Source organism: Brevibacillus sp. SIMBA_040 (genome assembly GCF_046535075.1).
GTDB lineage: Bacteria > Bacillota > Bacilli > Brevibacillales > Brevibacillaceae > Brevibacillus.
In genome coordinates this window covers 14199-35419 of the sequence record NZ_JAWRXI010000032.1, presented here as the reverse complement: position 1 = coordinate 35419, position 21221 = coordinate 14199, and the positions used below count along the sequence as shown (strand labels likewise).

General features: G+C 47.4%; 18 protein-coding genes, 1 riboswitch and 1 other annotated feature. Of the genes, 11 read left to right on the top strand and 7 right to left on the bottom strand.

What is annotated here, in order from left to right; genetic code table 11:
• Positions 1-83: 83 nt before the first annotated feature.
• Positions 84-659, bottom strand: coding sequence for a CGNR zinc finger domain-containing protein (locus SB752_RS31030; RefSeq protein WP_410719272.1), 576 nt, complete (start codon positions 657-659; stop codon positions 84-86).
• A 155-nt stretch (positions 660-814) separates the two neighbouring features.
• On the opposite strand from SB752_RS31030, the gene SB752_RS31025 reads away from it, so the two are divergent.
• From SB752_RS31025 to SB752_RS31010, 4 genes are all read left to right on the top strand, one after another.
• On the top strand, positions 815-1309 hold the full coding sequence (locus SB752_RS31025; protein WP_410719271.1) for a DinB family protein: 495 nt from the start codon (positions 815-817) through the stop codon (positions 1307-1309).
• 182 nt (positions 1310-1491) lie between these two features.
• Positions 1492-2838, top strand: coding sequence for an adenosylmethionine decarboxylase (gene speD / locus SB752_RS31020; RefSeq protein ID WP_410719270.1), 1347 nt, complete (start codon positions 1492-1494; stop codon positions 2836-2838).
• Positions 2839-2988: 150 nt separating this feature from the next.
• Positions 2989-3175: riboswitch (Lysine riboswitch) on the top strand.
• Positions 3176-3296: 121 nt separating this feature from the next.
• Positions 3297-4745, top strand: coding sequence for an amino acid permease (locus tag SB752_RS31015; RefSeq protein WP_410719269.1), 1449 nt, complete (start codon positions 3297-3299; stop codon positions 4743-4745).
• A 287-nt stretch (positions 4746-5032) separates the two neighbouring features.
• Positions 5033-6085 (top strand): TolC family protein, encoded by a 1053-nt coding sequence (locus SB752_RS31010; RefSeq protein ID WP_410719268.1) that lies wholly within the window; start codon positions 5033-5035, stop codon positions 6083-6085.
• A 161-nt stretch (positions 6086-6246) separates the two neighbouring features.
• Here the strand turns inward: SB752_RS31010 and cidR are convergent, their stop codons facing one another.
• Complete coding sequence (gene cidR, locus SB752_RS31005) at positions 6247-7131, bottom strand: cidABC operon transcriptional activator CidR (protein ID WP_410719267.1); 885 nt, start codon at positions 7129-7131, stop codon at positions 6247-6249.
• Between the two features lie 110 nt (positions 7132-7241).
• Between cidR and SB752_RS31000 the strand changes: the two genes are divergently transcribed.
• A complete protein-coding gene (locus SB752_RS31000) occupies positions 7242-7613 on the top strand; it encodes a CidA/LrgA family protein (protein WP_410719266.1) in 372 nt (123 codons plus the stop codon).
• A complete protein-coding gene (locus SB752_RS30995; protein WP_410719265.1) occupies positions 7610-8284 on the top strand; it encodes an LrgB family protein in 675 nt (224 codons plus the stop codon). The genes SB752_RS31000 and SB752_RS30995 overlap by 4 nt, the downstream gene beginning before the upstream one ends.
• A 78-nt stretch (positions 8285-8362) precedes the next feature.
• Here the strand turns inward: SB752_RS30995 and SB752_RS30990 are convergent, their stop codons facing one another.
• Together SB752_RS30990 and SB752_RS30985 are read right to left on the bottom strand one after the other, a co-directional pair.
• On the bottom strand, positions 8363-9547 hold the full coding sequence (locus tag SB752_RS30990) for an aminotransferase (RefSeq protein WP_410719264.1): 1185 nt from the start codon (positions 9545-9547) through the stop codon (positions 8363-8365).
• Positions 9544-10044 carry an Lrp/AsnC family transcriptional regulator gene (locus SB752_RS30985; protein ID WP_410719263.1) on the bottom strand — a complete coding sequence of 167 codons (501 nt, stop codon included), beginning with the start codon at positions 10042-10044 and terminating at the stop codon, positions 9544-9546. Before SB752_RS30985 ends, SB752_RS30990 begins: the two co-directional genes overlap by 4 nt.
• A 77-nt stretch (positions 10045-10121) precedes the next feature.
• Positions 10122-10361 (bottom strand) — a binding site (T-box leader).
• A 150-nt stretch (positions 10362-10511) separates the two neighbouring features.
• Between SB752_RS30985 and SB752_RS30980 the strand changes: the two genes are divergently transcribed.
• From SB752_RS30980 to nadD, 5 genes are all read left to right on the top strand, one after another.
• On the top strand, positions 10512-12047 hold the full coding sequence (locus SB752_RS30980) for a Ppx/GppA phosphatase family protein (RefSeq protein WP_410719262.1): 1536 nt from the start codon (positions 10512-10514) through the stop codon (positions 12045-12047).
• 81 nt (positions 12048-12128) lie between these two features.
• On the top strand, positions 12129-14252 hold the full coding sequence (locus tag SB752_RS30975) for an RNA degradosome polyphosphate kinase (protein WP_410719261.1): 2124 nt from the start codon (positions 12129-12131) through the stop codon (positions 14250-14252).
• A gap of 166 nt (positions 14253-14418) precedes the next feature.
• On the top strand, positions 14419-15207 hold the full coding sequence (locus SB752_RS30970) for an NUDIX hydrolase (RefSeq protein ID WP_410719260.1): 789 nt from the start codon (positions 14419-14421) through the stop codon (positions 15205-15207).
• A gap of 23 nt (positions 15208-15230) precedes the next feature.
• A complete protein-coding gene (locus tag SB752_RS30965) occupies positions 15231-15788 on the top strand; it encodes a cysteine hydrolase family protein (RefSeq protein ID WP_410719259.1) in 558 nt (185 codons plus the stop codon).
• A 39-nt stretch (positions 15789-15827) separates the two neighbouring features.
• Entirely contained in the window at positions 15828-16457 is a 630-nt protein-coding gene (gene nadD, locus SB752_RS30960; RefSeq protein WP_410719274.1) for a nicotinate (nicotinamide) nucleotide adenylyltransferase, read from the top strand.
• Between the two features lie 63 nt (positions 16458-16520).
• Here the strand turns inward: nadD and SB752_RS30955 are convergent, their stop codons facing one another.
• From SB752_RS30955 to SB752_RS30945, 3 genes are all read right to left on the bottom strand, one after another.
• Positions 16521-17435 (bottom strand): DMT family transporter, encoded by a 915-nt coding sequence (locus SB752_RS30955; protein ID WP_410719258.1) that lies wholly within the window; start codon positions 17433-17435, stop codon positions 16521-16523.
• A gap of 226 nt (positions 17436-17661) precedes the next feature.
• On the bottom strand, positions 17662-19812 hold the full coding sequence (locus tag SB752_RS30950; RefSeq protein ID WP_410719257.1) for a sensor domain-containing protein: 2151 nt from the start codon (positions 19810-19812) through the stop codon (positions 17662-17664).
• 213 nt (positions 19813-20025) lie between these two features.
• Positions 20026-21213 carry a CaiB/BaiF CoA transferase family protein gene (locus SB752_RS30945; protein WP_410719256.1) on the bottom strand — a complete coding sequence of 396 codons (1188 nt, stop codon included), beginning with the start codon at positions 21211-21213 and terminating at the stop codon, positions 20026-20028.
• Between the last annotated feature and the right edge of the window lie 8 nt (positions 21214-21221).

Below are 21221 nucleotides of genomic sequence, written 5' to 3'. Positions count from 1 at the left end.
TGTTCAATACAGAGATCATCTTCTTGGAGCTGCCTAGACTTTTTAAAAGTGTCCTTTACAAAGGGTACATTTTAATATGCGCTTCACCCTTTTTCTTTTTGCCTTTCGCGGAAACGGCGGACCTTTATCAAATTCCCGCACATTTTATCATCGCACCAGCGTCTTACCCGATTGCGGCTCTCATCAAAAAAGACCCACTTACAATCGTCATTATGGCAAATTTTGATCCGGCGCACATCCTGACTCGTCAAAAGCTGTGCAAAGGATTCCGCTATTCGTCCTTGTATGAGTGCCCATCCCTCTGCTTTGCTTATCTGCTCCAGGTGATAGCCTTGTCCTTCTTTGTCTTCTGATACCCGCATGCAAGACGGCACCAAAGCCAATGCGTGATTCAGTGCATCTACATCTTCCTGTGGCGCGGCTTCACCGCTGACCATTGCCTCTACGATTCTGCGCATTTGTTCACGAAGCCGCAACAGTGACAGCCTGACCTGGTCATCCGCTGGAGCTGGCGCCGTCAGCTTCCATTGGTGGAAAAAGGCTTCCAGCCACTCCTGCTTATCCAGTCGATTTTCTCTTTTGCCTGAACCCCGCCAATCTCGCCAATCACTATTTAAAAAGTCAATGCATAGCCACTCCACTACTGCTCCCCCGTTCATTGCATGTCCTCTCAAGAACCTCTTGTATGGAAACCCAGGATATGGTATGTTTTTCCTTGTAACGATCAAAATAGTTTTTGATAGTTACATCCATTATCATCCTTAGAGCCATTATACCGCCTACTTATTTCGTTTCACAGACGAGGAGGATGCACATGAACAGGATGGAATTACTGCTGCACGAATGGAAATGTACCTACGACAAAGAAGATTGGTACCCACCGCTAAGAAATGCTCTGACCGGACTTTCCGCTGCACAGGCCAGCTGGCGCCCTGAAGGCCTAGCCGCTAACACCATCTGGGAAAATGTCAGTCACCTGTTATTTTTCAAGGAACGGCTCTTGCATCGCATGCAAAATACCGAGTTTCCCCTGTCCGCAGAGACAAACGATGACACCTTTACCCCCTCAGGCGGTCCAGATGATGAAGAGGCATGGCAAGCCACCGTTGCTCGCATGGAGCAAGTCCATCGCCAAATACATGAAAAGCTCGCCTCGCTCTCCGAAGATGCTTTTGACCAACCGCTGCCCAGTATTCCTTTAGGGCAGAGTGTGATGAGCATCGTACTTCATGATGCCTTTCACACAGGACAAATCGTGCAAATCCGCAAGCTTCAGGGAACATGGCCAGAAAAACGCTCATTTTTATAGAGGCGCCCTTATTGGAAACTACCGTCTATGCATCTATGTACGGTAGTTTTCTTTTATAGATTCAACCTATTTCTTGCCACCATGTGTCAATCGTACAAACCTTTATCCTTTCAGCACCGTATCCTGAACATATAATAGATAAAGGAGTTGTTCGCTTTGAGCAAATGGGTTGGAGATGCACAATGAATGGCGTAAATGGACGTCATATTGTAGTAGATGCCTTTGATTGTGATCCTTTTTTACTAAATGATCTCGTTCATTTGGAAAAGCTACTGAATCAAGTCGTTTCATCACTTGGCATGCAGATCTTGGCGACTAGCTTCCACCGATTCGATCCTCAGGGAGTAACTGGCATTATTCTACTCTCTACCTCACACATTTCGATTCACACGTGGCCCGAGTACTCGTATGCTGCCTTTGATTTGTTTACATGTGGAGACGATGATCCAGCTACAGAAATTGAAACACTTATTCGTGGACTTTCCTCAAAAAGCGCGCTCGTATATGGCATAGATCGCTCTAACAAAAGCAGCGGTGCTCCGGCAATTTGGTCCATGCAATCGCGACTTGCTTCTGCAAGCACCTCCGATCATGCAAACAACATTACTTTTTCCAATGTCTCGCTCGGGATAGATTCTGCTTCAAATCGCGGTGACAACTACGACCAGATAGAACGCAACGAAATTCTAGCTGGCAAACATACCATGTTGTACGAAGGAACGAGTAATTATCAGCGCATGGAGCTGATCGAGGCAAACGACATGCGCATGTACTTGGACGGGCAGCTGCAATTCAGCTCATTGGATGAAAGAATCTATCACGAAGCACTTGTTCATCCTGCTTTCCTGTATGCTGCATCCCCTAAACGGGTACTCATTGTAGGCGGCGGTGACGGACTGGCCGTACGTGAAGTGCTCAAGTACCCTGGAGTTGAGCATGTTGACCTTGTCGATCTGGACCCGATGGTGCTGGATGTAGCTAAGCACGTACCCGCGGTCGTTTCACTGAATGAGGCGTCCTTGCATGATCCGCGTGTACACGTTCATCCTCAGGACGCAGCTCAATTTCTGGACTTGCAACGACCTTCCTATCAGATTATCATCGTGGACTTTCCTGACCCAGCCGATGAAATCATTAGCACGCTGTACACCACGGAATTTTTTCAACGCCTCGCTGCACAGCTTTCCGATGATGGTGTAATGGTTTGCCAGTCGTTTTCACCCGAAGACGCACCCACTGTTTATTGGAGTATAGAACTCTCGTTAAAGGCTGCGGGACTTCACACACAATCCTATCACTGTCTGGTTCCTTCCTTTGGTGACTGGGGCTTTCACTTGGCAGCACCGAAACCACTCATCCGCAAGACAGACAGCATACCTGTACCCGCCCGGACTCTCCCAGCAGATATAGCTGCCCTTTTTGCTTTCAAACAGGATATTTTGTTAAAACGGGCAAATGCGACGACGAATTCACTTGAGAATCTTGTTTTGCACAAGTATTATCAGCAGGAAGCTGGAAATAGTATGTAGAATGACAAATCCCCCTCAGACGCCATGCTGTCACGGGGGATTTTTTGTACAGAGGAAAAAAGAATGACTAGATTTTACATTGATAAATACTGAACAATCTTATATAGTTGATAAATAAATCAATTTCATACATGTATCCTCATCTTTCACGGTGAGGATAGAGGTCGCGGCTTTTATATGATCCTGTACGAGATTCAGCAGAAATTCATGACTGCAGGAAAAGGAAAATCCGCCGAAGTCCATCGCGTATCGCTGTGCGCATGGGCTGGGGCTGTACCCGAAAGGGACAGAACTGTCACGTCTTGCGTGCCGGCAAGCGTGTTGTGCTATCTTCAGTGAAGGCTTGGTGGGGATTTGATGATACCGCTTTGTGCCCTTTTTTATGGCTACAGGCGGTTTTTTCGTTTCCGACCTTCCTTTACGAACATCATTTTCTAGAAGGGTCGTGCAAGTAGGTTATGTCAGAAAATCAATTGCAACGTGGTTTAAAAGCCCGTCACCTGACCATGATCGCCATTGGCGGTTCTATCGGTACAGGATTGTTCCTCGCAAGCGGCGGCTCCATCCACTCTGCCGGACCTGGCGGAGCGTTGGTTGCTTACATCGCTATCAGTATCATGGTTTACTTCCTGATGACAAGTCTGGGAGAAATGGCTGCTTTCATGCCGGTTTCCGGTTCCTTCTCCACGTATGCGACGCGCTTCGTCGATCCATCTCTGGGCTTTGCCCTCGGCTGGAATTACTGGTACAACTGGGCGATTACCATTGCCGTCGAGCTTTCGGCTGCTGCTCTCATCATGAAATTTTGGTTCCCGGATACTCCCTCTATCATCTGGAGTGCCCTGTTCCTCGTCCTTATGTTCTGTCTGAATTTGTTGTCAGTCAAGAGCTATGGGGAATCTGAATATTGGTTTGCACTTATTAAGGTCATAACCGTTATTGTTTTTATCATAATTGGTGTCCTGATGATTTTCGGTATCATGGGTGGAGAAGCTGTTGGATTCCAAAACTTCACGAAAGGCGACGCTCCATTTAGTGGCGGCTTCATGGCGTTGCTTGGTGTCTTTATGATCGCCGGGTTCTCTTTCCAGGGAACAGAGCTGGTCGGTGTTGCTGCGGGTGAAAGTGAAAATCCAGCAAAAAATATTCCAAAGGCCATTCGCCAGATTTTTTGGCGCATCTTGTTGTTCTATATTTTCGCGATTCTCATTATCGGCCTTCTTGTGCCATACGATAACCCGAACTTGATTAGCGGCGATATTTCGGATATTGCAATCAGCCCGTTCACCATCGTGTTTGAAAAAGCAGGATTTGCCTTCGCTGCTTCCGTGATGAATACGGTTATCCTCACCTCGGTTCTATCCGCTGGTAACTCTGGCATGTACGCTTCTACCCGCATGCTCTGGGTGCTGGCAAAGGAAGGCAAAGCGCCAAAATGGTTTGCCAAGGTTACTCGCAACGGTGTACCGATCAATTCCTTGATCTTGACTGCGCTGATTGGAGCGCTTGCCTTTTTGTCCTCGTTGTTTGGCGATGGAGAAGTGTACATTTGGCTGTTAAACGCATCCGGGATGTCAGGCTTTATCGCCTGGCTCGGCATCGCTGTCAGTCATTATCGCTTCCGCAAAGCTTTTCTGGCGCAAGGACGCGATCTGAGAGAGCTTCCTTATCGGGCGAAATGGTTCCCGTTTGGACCGATTTTCGCATTCATCATCTGCTGTATCGTCATTCTCGGTCAAAATTACTCCGCGATTTCCGCTGAAGGGATCGACTGGAACGGGCTTATGGTGTCTTACATCGGTCTTCCACTGTTCTTGATCATTTGGTTAGTCTATAAATTAACCAAAAAAACAAAGCTGGTGCCGCTTGATCGCGTAGATTTCAGCATGGATGAAAACTCTCATTAAACGTAGTTTGCTGCTTCACCATACGATACAGAGGATCTCCTTCACCACGGGAGATCCTTTTACTTTTATTCAAGTTGGCGTTTATTCATTTCTTTCCCATATGAGTGCAAAAACTGCCTATCTCAAGGCATAGCGAAGCCAGTTTTTCCAAATCTATGTAAATATTTTTCTGCTTGTCATAACTATTTCCGTTGACGAAATAAAAGTGGAAATATATACTGTTGATTAAATTGATAGTGATAATGATTATCGTTATCAAATTTATATATACTCAGGAGGTTAGTTTAATGAAGTCCAGGCTATTCTCGACCATTTGCAGCACTACCTTGGTTACTGCATTATTGGCAAGCTCGCCCCTCGTTTTTCCCACTTCCCACGCATTTGCTGCAGAACTGAAGACGGCAGATATCATTACGATGGACCAGGCTATCGAAAAGACTCTGAAAAACAATACCGATCTGGAGCTGCTCCGATTAGCCGCCGATACAACTTACTACGATTCACTCATAACTCTTCGAGATAGTCAGGCCATAAAGGAAAATTCCATCTATACCTTCAAAGATGCACAGACGAAATACAAGAAGGCAGCAGAAGCCCAAAGAGATATTGCCACTAGCAAGGCCACTATGGATGCGTTAAAAAGTTCATTGCAGCTTCAGGTTGAAAAAGCTTATCTGGAGGTTCTCTTTCTCGAAGCAAAAATAAACTCGCACAAGGAAAGCATCCAACGCCACTATTGGTATCCATCTCCAAATGAAGAAGCCAAAGAAGCGCTTGCTAAGCTTCAAACCAGTCACCAGCAGGCGTTGGCCAAGCTGAATGATTTACTGCTGGAAGCACCTGAAAAAGAATGGAAATTGTCCACTTACGACCTGACTCACTATAAATTTCCTACTTGGGAAGAAGTACAAGCTATCGCTTACGAAAAACGCCCGGATATGATAAAAGTCGAAGAGGAAAGAAAGCTTGCTGAAGTAAAGGTAGACATCGTTGCGAGGTATTCTCTCCCGAGTACCTACGATGGTAAAATTGCAAGGAATAATTTGAAAAAAGCGGAGATTTTGTTGGAAAAGGCTAAAGTAACGGTAAATAAAGAACTAAAAGAAAACTATGATAAAGTCATGTCCGCGAAAAAAGTAATGGAAGAGAGCATAGCAGCACGAGATGCCGCGCAGAAGCAATACGATGAGATGAAGGCAGATTATTTCATACGAAAAGTATCTCTGAATGAGTTGATCGATAGAGAGACAAAGCTGTTAGATTGCGAAACAAAAGCAATCGATTCTAAATATCAGTACCATGTAGCTATTGTCACCTTAAAGCAATCCATCGGAGATTAATCGTTTTATCATGGAAATGGCCTACTATTACTTCTTCTACTCTTTTTGACTATCAGCCTATATAAATGAAAATACACCCCCATGAGGGAGCATTCACGGTATCACCTCTTGGGGGTTTCCTATACTTTTGTGCATAGATGCTTCTCTTGCATAATTCTGCATCACTTTGAAAGCATGCCCTGGGTAAAACGAATCCACTCCCGTGTAGCATATGAGAGATACGCATTTTTTCGCCAAACCATCCCTAAATGCCACTTGATCTCGGGATTCACCAAGGACAAGACATGAAATCGATCGGGGTCCAGCTCACTGCAAATGGTTTCGGGCAACAAAGTAATCCCGATATTTGCCGCGACCATTTCACTGAGAAAATCCCACTGCGAGCTTTTGTAAATCACTTGAGGATGAAAGCCGACCCGCACACATTCATCAATGATGCGACTGTGCAAAGCAAAATCCTCGTGGAATAACAGGAACCTCTCGTCTACAAGCTCTGCCAAGAATACCTTCTGCTTGGCTGCCAATCGGTGCGTCGGATGGACAACTACTTGAATCTCTTCATTCACAAACGAATATGACTCGAAAACCTCCTCATCAATCGGCAAAAGCACTACTCCGCTGTCCAGCATTCCTGAAGCCACATCTGCCTCCACTTTTTTCGAGCCTACCTCTAAGAGCTCCAGGACAATCCCTGGGTACTGCTCGCAAAACTTGCCGATGACCCGAGGGAAAAAATTAGCTCCTACCATCGGCGGCAATCCGATCCGTATCCTGCCTTTTTTCAGTTCCATCAATTCATGAATATGGACTGTCATGTTATCAAACGATTTCACCATAACGTCGGCTTGGGAATACAGCACCCACCCGGCGTCTGTCAGCACGACTCGTTTGCCCAAACGTTCAAATAGCTCGACGCCCAGCTCTTCTTCCAGATTGCGCACCATTTTACTGATCGTGGGCTGTGTAATATAGAGGGACTCCGCTGCCTTGGTGAAGCTGTTGTGGCGAGCTACCTCCAAAAAATATTGCAAATGCCGGATATCCATCAGACATCTCCTTTTGTCACCTATAGATAGGATGAATCCCAATGATTCTATATATGCATTTTACCTATGAAAAGAGGTGATGTACACTTTTCACAAAGGGAGAGAACTTCATGAAAAGACTACTTATACTCTTGGGGCAGGTTGCTTTTTTTATTGTCGTTTCTATTATAATGAACGCACTTGTCTCCATTCTCGGCTGGAAAATACCTGGCAGCCTCCTCGGCATGTTTGTGGTGTTTTTATTGCTTCAATCTAAGGCATTGCGTTTGGAATGGATTGAAACAGGAGCAAGCTGGCTACTCGCCGAGCTGTTGCTTTTTTTCATCCCGCCATCCGTCGGAATCATCTCGTATCAAAGCCTGATGCTGCATGAGGGGATTCAAATTTTTCTCGTGATCGCATTTGGCACCGCATTTGTCATGATTTGCAGTGGACTGGTAGCTCAGAGCATTTCCAAACGAAAGGAGCATACCCGTCCATGATCGCTGGCATACTGGGCTTCCTGTTTACCATCTTCATTTACCTCATCGCCAAACGGCTTTATCGCTACAAACGTACACTACTGTTTTCGCCGCTATTGTTTACACCGATCGTTTTAGTTATTGTCTTACTCTGTACTCATACGTCTTATGATACGTACAATGCAGGCGGCAAATGGCTGGCCTACATGCTCCAGCCTGCTACCATCGCTTTTGCTGTTCCGCTCTACAAATACTATCCTTTATTGAAGAAACACGCTGCACAGATCTTGATTAGTGTCATAGCTGGTTCCGCTGTAGCCGTCGTCTCCTCGGCATTGCTGGCCCTTTTGCTGCATGTCGATCATCAGGTGCTATTCAGCCTGCTGCCGCGCTCGATCACTACGCCGATCGCCATGAACGTATCGGAGATGATCGGAGGCGTTCCTTCTATTACAGCTGTGCTTGTATTGATTACAGGACTGCTCGGCTCTGTCATCGGACCGTATATCATCTCATACCTTCGCATCTCCGATGATATCGCCAGAGGTGTCCTGCTCGGTACGAGCGCCCATGGTGCAGGTACATCAAAAGCGTTCGAGCTAAGCCCGATATCAGGCACCGTCTCCAGCATTTCGATGATCCTCGCCGCTCTCATTACACAGCTGGTTGCTACAATTATCATGTCGTCCTGATAGGAAGCTTTTAAGAAGAAAAAAGGGACAGCCCAATGGCCATCCCACATCTATCGCTTCCTATTATATGGATGCTGTCTAAGCTTTCAGCCGACTCATCAAGCTATCCATCCGCTCCAGCGCCTTTTTCAGCTGATCCATCGACGTCGCATAGGAGCAGCGAATATGCCCGTGACCGCTCTCTCCAAACACATCACCAGGAACGACAGCTACCTTTTCTTCCATCAGCAGCTTTTCAGCAAATGCCGCAGAAGTGAGTCCTGTCGAGGTGACGGACGGGAAGGCGTAGAATGCACCGTCAGGCTCATGGCATGTCAGCCCGATTTGTCTGAAGCCATCAACGATGTAATTCCTGCGCTGGCGGTAGCTCTCGATCATCCGTTCCATATCTGCGCGTCCATGACGAAGTGCCTCGAGCGCAGCCATTTGCGCCATCGTCGGTGCGCACAGCATCGTATATTGATGAATTTTCAGCATCCCTGCCAGCAGATCAGGAGTGGCACATACGTACCCAAGACGCCAGCCTGTCATCGCAAACGCTTTGGAAAATCCGGATATCAGAATCGTTCTGTCCTTCATTCCTGGCAGCGCCGCGATGCTGTCATGCATCCGACCATACGTCAGCTCTGCATAAATCTCATCGGAGATCACCAACAGATCGTGTTTTTCGATAATCGGCAGCAATGTTTTCCACTCGTCTGCGGTCATCGTTCCGCCGGTTGGGTTGTTCGGATAGCAGAAAATGATCGCTTTGGTACGAGGAGAAATATGCTTCTCCAGCTCTTCAGGCGTCAGCCTGAAATTATTTTCCATGGTCGTTTTCAAAAAGACCGGTACACCGCCAGCCAACCGAATGACTGGTTCATACGATACGTAGCAAGGCTCGACGACCAGCACCTCATCACCGGGGTCCAAAATGGCGCGCAGCGCGATGTCAATCGCTTCACTGGCTCCAACCGTAATCAAAATTTCGGACTCAGGATGGTAGCTGACAGAAAAACGCTCCTCCAAATATTTCTGGATTTCAACCCGCAGCTCCAAAAGGCCAGCGTTGGACGTATATGCCGTATGCCCGCGCTCCAATGACGAAATCGATGCTTCCCTCATGCGCCAAGGAGTAACGAAATCAGGCTCACCAACACCTAGCGAGATGACTCCCTCCATCGAAGCTGCCAAATCGAAAAAGCGGCGAATTCCCGAAGGCTTCAAAGAAGCGACTGTGGATGATAAACGACTTTTGTTGACTGTTAATTGTGTACTCACGGCGTAACCACCATCCTGCGATCTTCGTCACGATCCTCCAGCTCAATCCCATCGTGCTTGTAGCGTTTCAAAATAAAGTGCGTAGCCGTTGAAACGACTGAATCGAGTGTCGCCAGCTTTTGCGAAACAAAATTGGCTACTTCTCTCATCGTCTTTCCTTCCAATACGATAGACAAGTCATAGCTCGCACCTGACATCAAATAGACAGCCTTTACTTCCGGGAAGCGGCAAATACGTTCTGCCACCTCGTCAAAGCCCACATCGCGCTTCGGCGTTACTTTTACATCGATCATCGCGTTTACATATGGATGATCCTCAACCCGCTCCCAGTTTATGAGCGCTGGATACTTCACGATAACCTTGTCTGCTTCAAGCGCGGCAATCGCCTCTTCGACAGCCTCAGTTGGTTCAGCCAGCATTTTTCCGATTTGCTCGGCGCTCATGCGACTGTCCTCTTCCAAAAGATGTAGCAGTTCTCGTTGCTTCACTCGATCCATACCCCACCACTCCATTTCTCTCTTTTTAAAAGCAAAAAGCCCCAGCAACCAGACCCATGGTTTCCCATAAATCCGATTGCTGAGGCGAAGGTATCGCGGTACCACTCAGCTTTTTTGCCTTTTTCACAAAAAGCAAACTTATGCAGTCGTCATTGACATGCGCCCGATAACGTGGGCCAGTCGCTGCTTTCTACTCATTCGTTCAAAAGCAGAGCTCCAAGGTGGCATTCAAAAAGAGTTCGCGGCTACCCTCCCAGCAATCAGGCAGCTCTCTGTACGTCAAATCCCTTTTCTACTTTCCTTTTCACGGCGTTTCTTTGCTATGCGTGTTTCATGCTTGATGGAATGTCTCCGATTATAAAAAGGTTTTGGGCTGTTGTCAACTAACAAGTTATGGGGTGGAATTCTTAAATTATGTGGCATAATGGAAAGAAAAAAAATGGTACTACCGCAAAGTGGGGAATCTCATGACGAAAAGTATGGGTGTTATCGACCTTGGTTCAAATACAGCCAGGCTGGTTATTTATAAGCAGGACGAGCAGGGAAATCTGACCGAAGTGGACAATATCAAGCGCAGCCTCAGGCTCAGCAATCATCTGCAAAACAACCGTCTTGACACAGAAGGAATATCCATTACGCTCACTTGTTTGCACCAATTCAAGGAGCTGCTGGAAGTGAAACAGGTCCAAAAAACAATTGCCGTTGCCACAGCTGCCGTCAGACAGGCAGAAAACGGGATCGAGCTGATTGAGCAGATCAAAGTCGAAACAGGTATTTCCGTCCAGATTTTAACAGGCGAGGAAGAAGCCCGTTATGGCTATCTCGCTGTGATGGACAGCATGAATGTAGACGAGGGAGTTACGATTGATATCGGTGGCGGCAGCACGGAGATCACTTATTTCCAAAATCGCAGGCTGCTAGAGAGTCACAGCTTCCCATTTGGAATTGTTACACTGACAAAAATGTTTTTATATAGCGACATACCGACAGAAGCTGAATTCGTCCAGCTGCGTTCCTTTTTAGCCGCCTCATTCGCTTCCAAGCCATGGCTTATGGGCAAAAAATGTCCCGTGATTGCCATCGGCGGTACGGCACGCAATCTGGGAAAAATTCATCAGCGCTCCGTTCACTATAGCATGGACAGCCTGCATCATTACCCGATCAGCACGGATCATGTAACGGGTATTTTGGAGCATATCCGTAGCCTATCTCTGGAAGAAAGACGCCAGGTTCCAGGGATGTCCAAGGACAGGGCAGATGTCGTGCTTTCAGGGATCGCTGCTTTTGAATCCTTGCTGGAATACACAGGCAGCGATGTCCTTCTCGTGAGCAACAAAGGGCTGCGCGAGGGGGTACTATATGAGTCGGTTTGGGGCGCAGAACCGCCTGCGACCGGTAACGATATCCACACAAAAACCGCGACGCAATTTATGCATCGTTATCACATTGACCGTACTCATGCCGAGCATGTCAAAGGCTTGGCCCTATCGCTATTTGACCAGCTAGGCGCCCAGGGTCTCCATACATTCGGGCAAGCGGAGCGAGAGCTTTTAGCTACCGCTTCCCTGCTTCACGACGCAGGTCGCACCATCAACGTATACGACTCATCCGAGCATACGTTTTATTTACTTTCGCAGGTATTGATGGCAGGCTACACGCACCGGGAGCGGCTGCTCATCGCGATGATTGCGTCTTACAAAAGCAATAAGCTGCTGGTGAGCCAGATCAACCGCCATCCAGACATCGTTTCCAAGCAGGACAAGAGTCTGATTGAAAAGCTCGGCCACGTCCTATTAGTATCCCGGATGCTCGATCGCTCCATGACGCAGTCTATCCACTCTGTCCAGCTCACGAAAACAAACGGCTCGTATTCTCTTATTTGTGTAGGCAAGCGCACGGATCATTTGGAATATTCCTTGCTGGACGAACCATTGATCAAGTTCTCCAAGGGTTGGAAAATACCGATATCGTTTGAAGCAGCCATCGACAAACCCAAAACTTAACAATCGCTTAATAGTAGCCTGCTATACTTGTCCTAAAGAGTTGTTATCATGTACCTATAAATATAAAAGGGTTGGACATGGATGAAGGACTTTAGTATTCCAGATTATTACATCAATCGAGAATTGAGCTGGATTGCATTTAACGAGCGCGTGCTGGCAGAGGCCGCCAATCCGGATAATCCATTATTTGAACGGTTAAAATTTATCGCAATCGCAAGCAGCAACTTTGACGAATTTTTCATGGTAAGGGTAGCAGGTCTAAAGGATCAAGTGAAGGCTGGATTCACCAAGCCGGACAACAAATCGGGGATGACTCCAGGGGAACAGCTCCAAGCCATTTGGGAGCGGACCCACCATGTGCTCAGGTCTATGTATGCGATCCTGAAAAATGAAATTACGCCTGACCTGCAGAGAGCAGGCATTCGCTTTGTGAAAGCAGAGCAATTAAGCTGTGAGCAGGAGGAGTTTGTCCATCACTTCTTCCACCATCATCTGTACCCTGTGCTCACACCAATGGCTGTAGACGCCAGCCATCCGTTTCCGATGCTGCTGAACAAAAGCTTGAATCTGGCAGTACTATTGGAAGATGACGATCCAGAGAGCGAAGGACCGCTGTTTGCTGTGGTACAAGTCCCCGGTGTTGTACCTCGCTTTCTGGAGCTCCCCTCCCCTGACGGAGAAGCCCATTTCATTTTGCTCGAGGATGTCATCGCCCTGTATATGGATACGTTGTTTCGGGGCTACAACATTCTGGAGGCCAGTCCGTTTCGGATCACACGCAACGCTGATTTGACCATTGACGAGGACGAGACGGAAGACCTGTTGGAAGCGATCGAGCAAGAGCTGAAAAAGCGAAAAATGGGAGAGCCCTCCCGCTTGGCTGTTGCTGCATCTATGAGTGACTTTTTGAAAGAGACGCTACAGGATTGGCTGGAGCTATCCGCTTTCGAAATTTTCCGACTGGACGGTCCACTCGACCCTAGTTTCTATTTCCGCTTTCATGCACTCGCAGGGTATGACCATCTACGGTTTGAGCCTCTTACTTCCCAGCATCCGGTTGATTTGCTGGACGAAGAAGATATTTTTGCAGCCATTCAAAAAAAGGATATTTTGCTGCATCATCCGTATGAATCGTTTGACCCGATCATCCAATTCGTTCAGGAGGCTGCAGTCGACCCGAATGTTTTGGCCATCAAGCAAACGCTGTATCGAGTAAGCGGAGATTCTCCTATCGTCAATGCGTTGCTGAAAGCGGCAGATAACGGAAAGCAGGTCACAGTCTTGCTTGAGCTGAAAGCACGCTTTGATGAGGAAAACAACATCGTCTGGGCGAAAAAGCTGGAAAATGCCGGCTGCCATGTCATTTATGGAGTGGCTGGACTAAAAACCCATAGTAAAATCACGCTCGTCGTGCGGGTGGAGGACAACCAGCTGAGAAGGTACGTCCATCTAAGCACGGGCAATTACAATGACAAAACGGCAGCCACCTACACAGACATCGGGATGCTTACCTCGCGTGAGGAATTCGGAATCGATGCGTCCAACTTTTTCAATCATTTGTCTGGTTATTCACATCCTCCTGCCTGGCGTGAGATCTCTACAGCACCTATCGGCATGCGCGAGAGCTTTTTGGCACTCATTGAAAAAGAAATGGAGAGCAGCCTGGCAGGAAATCCTGCTTTTATCATCGCCAAGATGAACTCGTTGACTGACAAACAAATCATCGAAGCCTTGTATCGGGCATCATGCGCCGGGGTCAAAATTGATTTGATCGTTCGAGGGGTCTGCTGCCTGCGCCCGGGCTTGCCCGAGGTCAGCGCCAACATACGGGTCATTAGTATCGTAGGCCGTTACCTGGAGCATAGCCGCATCTATGTGTTCTGCAACGGTGGGAATCCTCAGGTCTATCTCTCCAGCGCGGACTGGATGACACGCAACATGATCGCACGCGTCGAGATTTTGTTCCCTGTCGTTCAGGATGATTTGAAAGCCAGAGTCATTCATTATCTGGAGGTCATGCTGAAGGATGATGCCAAAGCATCCATGCTCTTGCCCGACGGTACTTACATACGTGTACAACCCGAGAGTCCATTTCCCCAGAACAGTCAGCTCTTTTTTTGGGAGGAAGCATTCCGACTCAAGCAATCGCGGGAAAAAGCGTTCTCTGCTCAACGCCTGAAGCCGATTACTGCGCTACTGGAATAGGAATCCATCAACGAATATACGCTAGTGACGTCTGCAAAAAGGCAGACGTCTTTTTGGTTTTTGTGAAAAGCACACATTTTAACATTGTTATATTGACATTGTTAAAATGTAAATATAATATACAAGTAAGACAGCAATGAGGGATCGACACGAAAGGATTGATTTTATGTCCATCAAACCGTTGCCAGCGAGGCGCATGAGCTATCGTACCCAAAAGCATCGCTCGCCGGACGGACTGCCTACTGATATTTGTATATTTACCATCACTTCTCAGGCGAGACATACAAAGACGAAATCTTTGCCGACGAAGCAGCTTTCTGTCCTCTTGATCAAAAGAAAAAGCACAACCTTTGGTGAGCAATGGGCACTTCCCGGAGGCTTTTCCAAGGAAAGTGAAACATTGGATGAGTGTGCGTATCGGGAACTGAAGGAAGAGACGAATATCAATCGCGATGTTCATATCGAGCAGCTAAGGACGTACTACAAGCCTGGTAGAGATCCACGGGGCTGGATTCCGAGTGTCGCTTACGTATCGCTCGTTCATGAGGATTTGCTCGCCCATGCCAAAGCTGATGACGATGCATCGGAAGCGCGTCTCTTTCCCATCGAGGAAGCTTTTGGACTCCAGCTTGCTTTTGACCATCGGGAGATTTTGACCGATGCCCTAGCGCGGGTGTGCGAAAAAATGCTTCAGACCAATATCGCCAAAGCCTTTTTGCCTGGCGAGTTCACCCTTAGCGAGCTTTTGCAGGTCATTGAAACAGTCGTACCTACGTTCAGGGTAAGCGATCGCGGCAATTTTGAGCGTCGCCTGCTTTCAACAACCAGAAGACAAGGAATTTTAGAGCCGGTACTCGCAGCTGATGGTACCCAGCTCTTCTCAACGGAGTATTCCAACTCCCCCGCCAAGCTGTATCGTTTTACCGATTATATGCCGGTTGCCATGATTTATTAAAATCGACTGAGGAGGTTTTACGTATGAAAGCTCTGATTGTCATTGACTATACCAACGACTTTGTTGCCACTGATGGTGCCCTGACATGCGGAGAGCCAGGCCAAGCGATCGAAGGACGGATTCAAGAGCTCGTTCGTGAATTTTTGGCTGAAGGTGACTTCGTCGTGATGGCAGTAGATGCGCACAAGGAGCAAGACCCGTATCACCCGGAAACAGGTCTTTATCCCCCGCATAACATCATCGGTACTCCAGGCCGAAACCTGTACGGAAGCATTCAGAACACGTTCGAGGAATTCGAGGATACCATTTATTGGATGGATAAAACACGCTACAGCGCTTTTCAGGGAACGGACCTGGCTCTCCTGCTGCGCACACGTGGTATTTCGGAAATTCATCTCGTTGGCGTCTGCACTGACATTTGTGTGCTGCACACTGCAATCGAAGGCTTTTATAACGGGTTTCGTGTCATCATCCACGAGGATGCAGTCGCCAGCTTCAATCCAGCCGGCCATGAATGGGCACTCGGTCATTTTAAAAACCAGCTCGGCATGACAGTCTTAAAGCAATCCCAAAAGTCATAACCAGCATCGTCCACTACCTATAAAGGGAGGGATCTTCTTATACGAATTGGCATTTATGGCAGCAGCTTCGATCCAATCACCTATAGCCATTTGTTTACGGCAGCCACAGTGGCTCACCGGAGACGGCTGGACAAAGTCATCTTTGTCCCTTGTTCCTCCAAGCGCCATGATAAAAAAATGCAGACGGATGATGTTCATCGCTTACGCATGCTGGAATTGGCGCTTGCTACCTGCAAAAGCAAGACAAACAGCAAAGGCGATCCTCTGTTTGAAATCTCGACGGTAGAGATGGATGCGCTCCCTGGAGAAACGTATACGTATGACACCATGATTCATATGCGCAAAAAATATCCAACCGACGAGCTATTCTTCATTATGGGCTCAGATTTGCTCACGGGTATGTCCAATTGGGGAAATGCGGAGAAGCTTTTAACCGAATTTTACTTTATCGTCATGTCGCGTGAAGGCTATCCGACTGCCGATCTGATTGCCGAGGATGCCCTGCTGCGCAATAACGATGAGCACTTCCATATCATGAGCAAAGGCATCAACATGGGAATCAGCTCTACGTATATTCGCGACGAAATCCGCAAGGGCGGCGACCCCAGCTTTTTACTGCCGGATGAATGCCTGAAATATATTTATGAGCAAGGCATTTATCGAAGCTAGCATCGACGATTCGCAGCAAAAGAAAAACAGCCGAACGCTTTGTCGGCTGTTTTTTGTTCGTGGTTAGCTTTCGTAGGTCATCTGTGTGGCCTTCTGGCGGCTCTTTTTCACTTTGCCCTGGTAGTTTACGAGATAAATACTGACGACGATCAGAAGCAAACCAGCGAGCAGTGTATACGTAATCGGCTCGTCCATAAAAATTGTTCCGGTAATGACGGCAATCAGTGGCACGAGGAATGTAAAAGCCGCAACCTTGCTGGCTTCACCCGCATTGACCAAGCTAAAGTAAATGGCAATCGCAATCGGCACGCCAAATGTAGAACCGTATCCAAGTCCAATGAGATACTGCGTATTCCAGACGATATCAGACCAGCTCTCCAGACCAGCTCCCATCACGGTAAGCACAGCCCCGCCCAAAAGACTTTGCATCGCGACCATCCAGAGAGAGTCAACCTTGGCACTCTCTTTTTTTACGTAAATGACGCCAAGCGCCCAGGTCAATGCTGTCAGTAATCCAAGAACGACGCCGATAGCAGACACTTGTCCAGTAAAGCCATCCGCGCTCACCGACACGATTCCGAGGAAGCCCAGAGTCAATCCCGTAACCTTTATCCAGGTCATTCGCTCCCCCAGCCACATCCAGGCGAACAAGCCAATGAGAATCGGTTGGAAGTAAACTAACACAGAGAATAATCCTCCTGGCAAATACACTAACCCTACCGTCTGAATCCCGTAGAAAAACAACGTATTTAGCACGGCAGAAATACAATATTTCGGCCAATTTTCACGCCAATTGATCTTTTTCCACTTTGGCAGCAAACAGAGTGCCAGTAGTACGCCTCCAATCAAGGAACGCATTCCTGCAAACAAAATCGGCGGGGTATAAGCCAATGCCATCTTGTAGATCGCCCAGCTGATCCCCCAGATGAATACTAGACTTGCAATCGCTATGGTTGTTTTGATAGAAAACCTTCCCACAGGGGACCTCCTTTTTCGATCTATGAAAGTTGAAATACAGTTCATAGTATCATAGATTTTCTCCCTGATGGTGATATTACCGCAGTTTAAAAAACGTAGCTAGAAAACTAGTTGTCATACTGTACGAGCTGACTTCTAAAGGGTTAACAAAAATAAAATAGGCTACCATGCAATAGAAAAAAGCCGGGGACCGCTTCCCCGGCTTGCATACAGCTTGCTCGATTCCTTAATGGTGCGCTGCTCCGCCATTTGCGTCTTGTTCATTGCGTAAAAACCGTTCGAAATCAGGAGTAGCTAAAGGACGACTGAACAAATAGCCTTGTCCGTGTCCGCAGCCGTTTTGCTGGAGGGCTTCTAATTGATCGCTCAGCTCGATACCTTCTGCAACGACCTTCATATTCAGGCTATCCGCGATCGTGACAATCGCTTTTACAATCGCCTGGCTTTCTTGATTATGGTGAACATCTCGAATAAACGAAGCGTCGATCTTGATCGTATCGACAGGCAAGCTCTTGATGTAGCTAAAGGAGCTGTACCCCGTACCAAAGTCGTCGATAGAGATATGAATGCCAATTTCCCGTATTTGCTGCAGCACGACGGTAGCCTCATCCATTTTCACAAAAATGCTCTCTGTAATCTCCAGCTCCAGCCATTCCGGCTCTAATTGCGTCTCGTCCAGTGTCGCCTTGATCACTTCCAGCAAATCCTTTTGATAAATCTGTCTTGCCGATAAATTGACGGACACCTTCAGCTCGTATCCTTGATTGTGCCACATTTTATTTTGCTTGCAAGCTTCCTTTAGAATCCATTCGCCCAGTGGAACAATCATTCCGCTCTCTTCTGCAATCGGGATGAAGCGGTTGGGAGAGATGATTCCCAGCTCGGGATGCACCCACCGAACCAATGCTTCCATCCCTGTGAGCGTCCCTGTGCTAATATCCATTTTGGGTTGATAATAAATTTGAAATTGCTCTTGCTCAATCGCTTTGCGCAGTTCATTTTCCATCAGGATGCGCTCCAAAGACTTGGCTTCCATGGACGGATCAAAAAAGTCAAAGCCGTTCTTGCCGCGAGACTTCACCGTATAGAGTGCGGTATCTGCACGCTTCAGCAAATCCTCTGCATTGTCCCCGTCCTGTGGAAACAGGGATATACCGATGCTGCTTGATATATTGAATGTCTGATCGTTCAAATGAAACGGTTGTTGCATGACTTGCATGATCTGCTCAGCTACGGCTACAGCTTCCTCCCGCTCTGTCAGTTGTGAAAGCAGGATCGTAAATTCATCCCCGCCCAGACGCGCAACAATATCACCTGTCTTGACACATTGCTGCAACCGCTTGGCAGCCTCAATCAACAGCAAATCGCCCACGTCATGCCCAAACGAATCATTCACGTCTTTAAAGCGGTCCAAATCGAGGAAGAGTACGGCCATATTCGACTGAAAGCGTTTGGCCTGCATGATTTCCTTGCCTAAATGCTGCACGTACATCCGCCGATTTGGCAGCTCCGTCAACGCGTCGTGATAGGCGAGATAATGAATCATTTCTTCGGACTGCTTGCGTTCAGTAATGTCGCGTGTAACAAGAATCAGGCTCGTAACATTATCATTTTCATCGATAATCGGATTGATTTTTGTTTCCGTCCAAATCGGCTTGTCTCTATTCGCTTTGAGGCGGCATTCCACCATGTATTCTTTTCGCGTAGAAAAGGTGTGCTCAATCGCATACACAAAAATCTCTCTGTCCGCTTCGGCAATCCAATCGAGCATATTCCGTATCTCTTCGTCTGGAATATCATGCGCCCAGACCAATTTATGGGCTGGAGAAAGGTAAAGAAAATCCCCATTACGATCGATCATACTGATGATGTCAGAAGTATTTTCGGCGATAATGCGATATTTTTCTTCGCTTTGGCGCACTTCCTCTTCCATTTGCTTGCGCGCAGTGATATCGCTTCGAATCGAGACGTATTGATAGATTTTTCCCTCTTGATTCCGAAACGGCACTATGGTCGTGTCTACCCAGTAATAGCTGCCGTCCTTTGCACGGTTACAGATTTCTCCTCGCCAGATTTTTCCCGAACCAATGCACGCCCACATTTGCTTGAAAAACGATTTGGGGTGATAGCCTGAGTTTAGCAGACGGTGGTCCTGGCCAATCAATTCATGTCTGGCATACTTGGAGATTTGGCAAAACTGGTCATTCGCTCGTAAAATGATTCCCCGATGATCCGTCATCGCCACAATCGTCGATTGGTCCAGCGCAGCCCTGACATCTGCCAGCTCGCGCAATGCATCTTTTAATTTTTCATCTTTCTCATGCAAAAGCTCTTCCCACTCGTGTGGTGCAAGCGTAGCGATTAACTCATTTCTCATCTCTATCACCTATCTATGGAAGTAGACCCACTCTCTTATTTAGACGCGCCAAAAAAAAGGATCCTTTCCAGAAGGATCCAATCATTCATAATGGTAAGTCCGCTTCATTTTACCATGTATTTTCCAAAGATCAACGAGATAAAGAGCAAGCTATGCAACAATATTTCGAAATCATCGTCTCGAAAGAAAATTTTGTTTCAGTCAAATTTTTTCTTAGATAATCTTATTTTCTTCCAGTACCCGGATTTTTTCTTCCGAATATTGCAGCTCTGCCAACACCTCTTTTGTATGCTGACCTAATAACGGGGCCGGGCGTTTGACTTGCCCCGGAGTCTTGGACATTTTTGCTGGAAAACCAAGGCTTTGAATTCTGCCTCCCAGCGGATGGTCGTATTCGATTACCATGTCCCGCGAGCGAATATGCGGATCATTCAATGCCTCATCATAGCTGTAAATCGGACTGGAGGGTACGCCTGCTGCATCCAGCTTGGCGAGCCAGTGCTTCGAATCCTCCTGAATGAGAACGTCCTGAATGACTTGCTCCAGCTCCTCCAGATTCGCCTGCCGTTCACTGTTTGTCAAAAAGCGCGGGTCATCGATCAGCTCTTCTCTTTCGATGACATCCCGACAAAATTTTTCCCACAGCTTTTGATTGCCCGCACCGACCAGGATGTGCCCGTTTTTGGTTGGAAAGCCTTGGTACGGAGCAGTCACCCGATGAGCGGAGCCGTTCGCTCTGGATACCTCTCCCGCTCCGAAATAAGCAGCGGATTCCCAAACGGTCCAGGCCAAGCCCGAGTCTACAAGAGACAGGTCAATGTATTGTCCCTCACCAGTCGACAGCTTGTGAATATACGCAGCCATAATGGAATAAATCGCCGTCATCCCTGCTGCAATATCGTGGATGGCAATCCCGTTTTTCACCGGACGACCGTTTTTTTCGCCAGTCATGCTCATCAAGCCAGACAAGCCCTGTGCCATAATATCGTAGCCGCCCTTTTGGCTGTACGGTCCTGTCTGTCCATAACCAGAAATGGAGCAATAGATCAGGCCAGGATTAAGCTTGCGCAAGGTCCTATAATCGATCCCCAGCTTTTTGGTCACACCTGGACGGAAATTTTCAATGAACACATCCGCTGTTTTTACCAAATCAAGCAGAATGCCCAGACCTGCTTCTTCCTTAATATTTATGCGAATCCCCCGCTTGTTGCGGTTCGCCATCATGTAGCTGTAGCTTTCCTCCTCCACGTATGGACCCATGATCCTGCTGTCATCACCGTGTGGATATTTTTCCACCTTGATCACGTCTGCTCCCAGATCACCGAGTACCATCGTGCAGTATGGACCTGCCAATACTTGCGTCAGGTCAATTACCTTCATGTTTTGTAGCGCTTGTTGCATGACAGTTT

Bases quoted from the DNA above. Each gene is read 5' to 3' on its own strand.
- SB752_RS31030 (WP_410719272.1), bottom strand. From the start codon at position 659: ATGAACGGGGGAGCAGTAGTGGAGTGGCTATGCATTGACTTTTTAAAT.
- SB752_RS31025 (WP_410719271.1), top strand. From the start codon at position 815: ATGAACAGGATGGAATTACTGCTGCACGAATGGAAATGTACCTACGAC.
- speD (WP_410719270.1), top strand. From the start codon at position 1,492: ATGAATGGCGTAAATGGACGTCATATTGTAGTAGATGCCTTTGATTGT.
- SB752_RS31015 (WP_410719269.1), top strand. From the start codon at position 3,297: ATGTCAGAAAATCAATTGCAACGTGGTTTAAAAGCCCGTCACCTGACC.
- SB752_RS31010 (WP_410719268.1), top strand. From the start codon at position 5,033: ATGAAGTCCAGGCTATTCTCGACCATTTGCAGCACTACCTTGGTTACT.
- cidR (WP_410719267.1), bottom strand. From the start codon at position 7,131: ATGGATATCCGGCATTTGCAATATTTTTTGGAGGTAGCTCGCCACAAC.
- SB752_RS31000 (WP_410719266.1), top strand. From the start codon at position 7,242: ATGAAAAGACTACTTATACTCTTGGGGCAGGTTGCTTTTTTTATTGTC.
- SB752_RS30995 (WP_410719265.1), top strand. From the start codon at position 7,610: ATGATCGCTGGCATACTGGGCTTCCTGTTTACCATCTTCATTTACCTC.
- SB752_RS30985 (WP_410719263.1), bottom strand. From the start codon at position 10,044: ATGGATCGAGTGAAGCAACGAGAACTGCTACATCTTTTGGAAGAGGAC.
- SB752_RS30980 (WP_410719262.1), top strand. From the start codon at position 10,512: ATGACGAAAAGTATGGGTGTTATCGACCTTGGTTCAAATACAGCCAGG.
- SB752_RS30975 (WP_410719261.1), top strand. From the start codon at position 12,129: ATGAAGGACTTTAGTATTCCAGATTATTACATCAATCGAGAATTGAGC.
- SB752_RS30970 (WP_410719260.1), top strand. From the start codon at position 14,419: ATGTCCATCAAACCGTTGCCAGCGAGGCGCATGAGCTATCGTACCCAA.
- SB752_RS30965 (WP_410719259.1), top strand. From the start codon at position 15,231: ATGAAAGCTCTGATTGTCATTGACTATACCAACGACTTTGTTGCCACT.
- SB752_RS30950 (WP_410719257.1), bottom strand. From the start codon at position 19,812: ATGAGAAATGAGTTAATCGCTACGCTTGCACCACACGAGTGGGAAGAG.
- SB752_RS30945 (WP_410719256.1), bottom strand. From the start codon at position 21,213: ATGCAACAAGCGCTACAAAACATGAAGGTAATTGACCTGACGCAAGTA.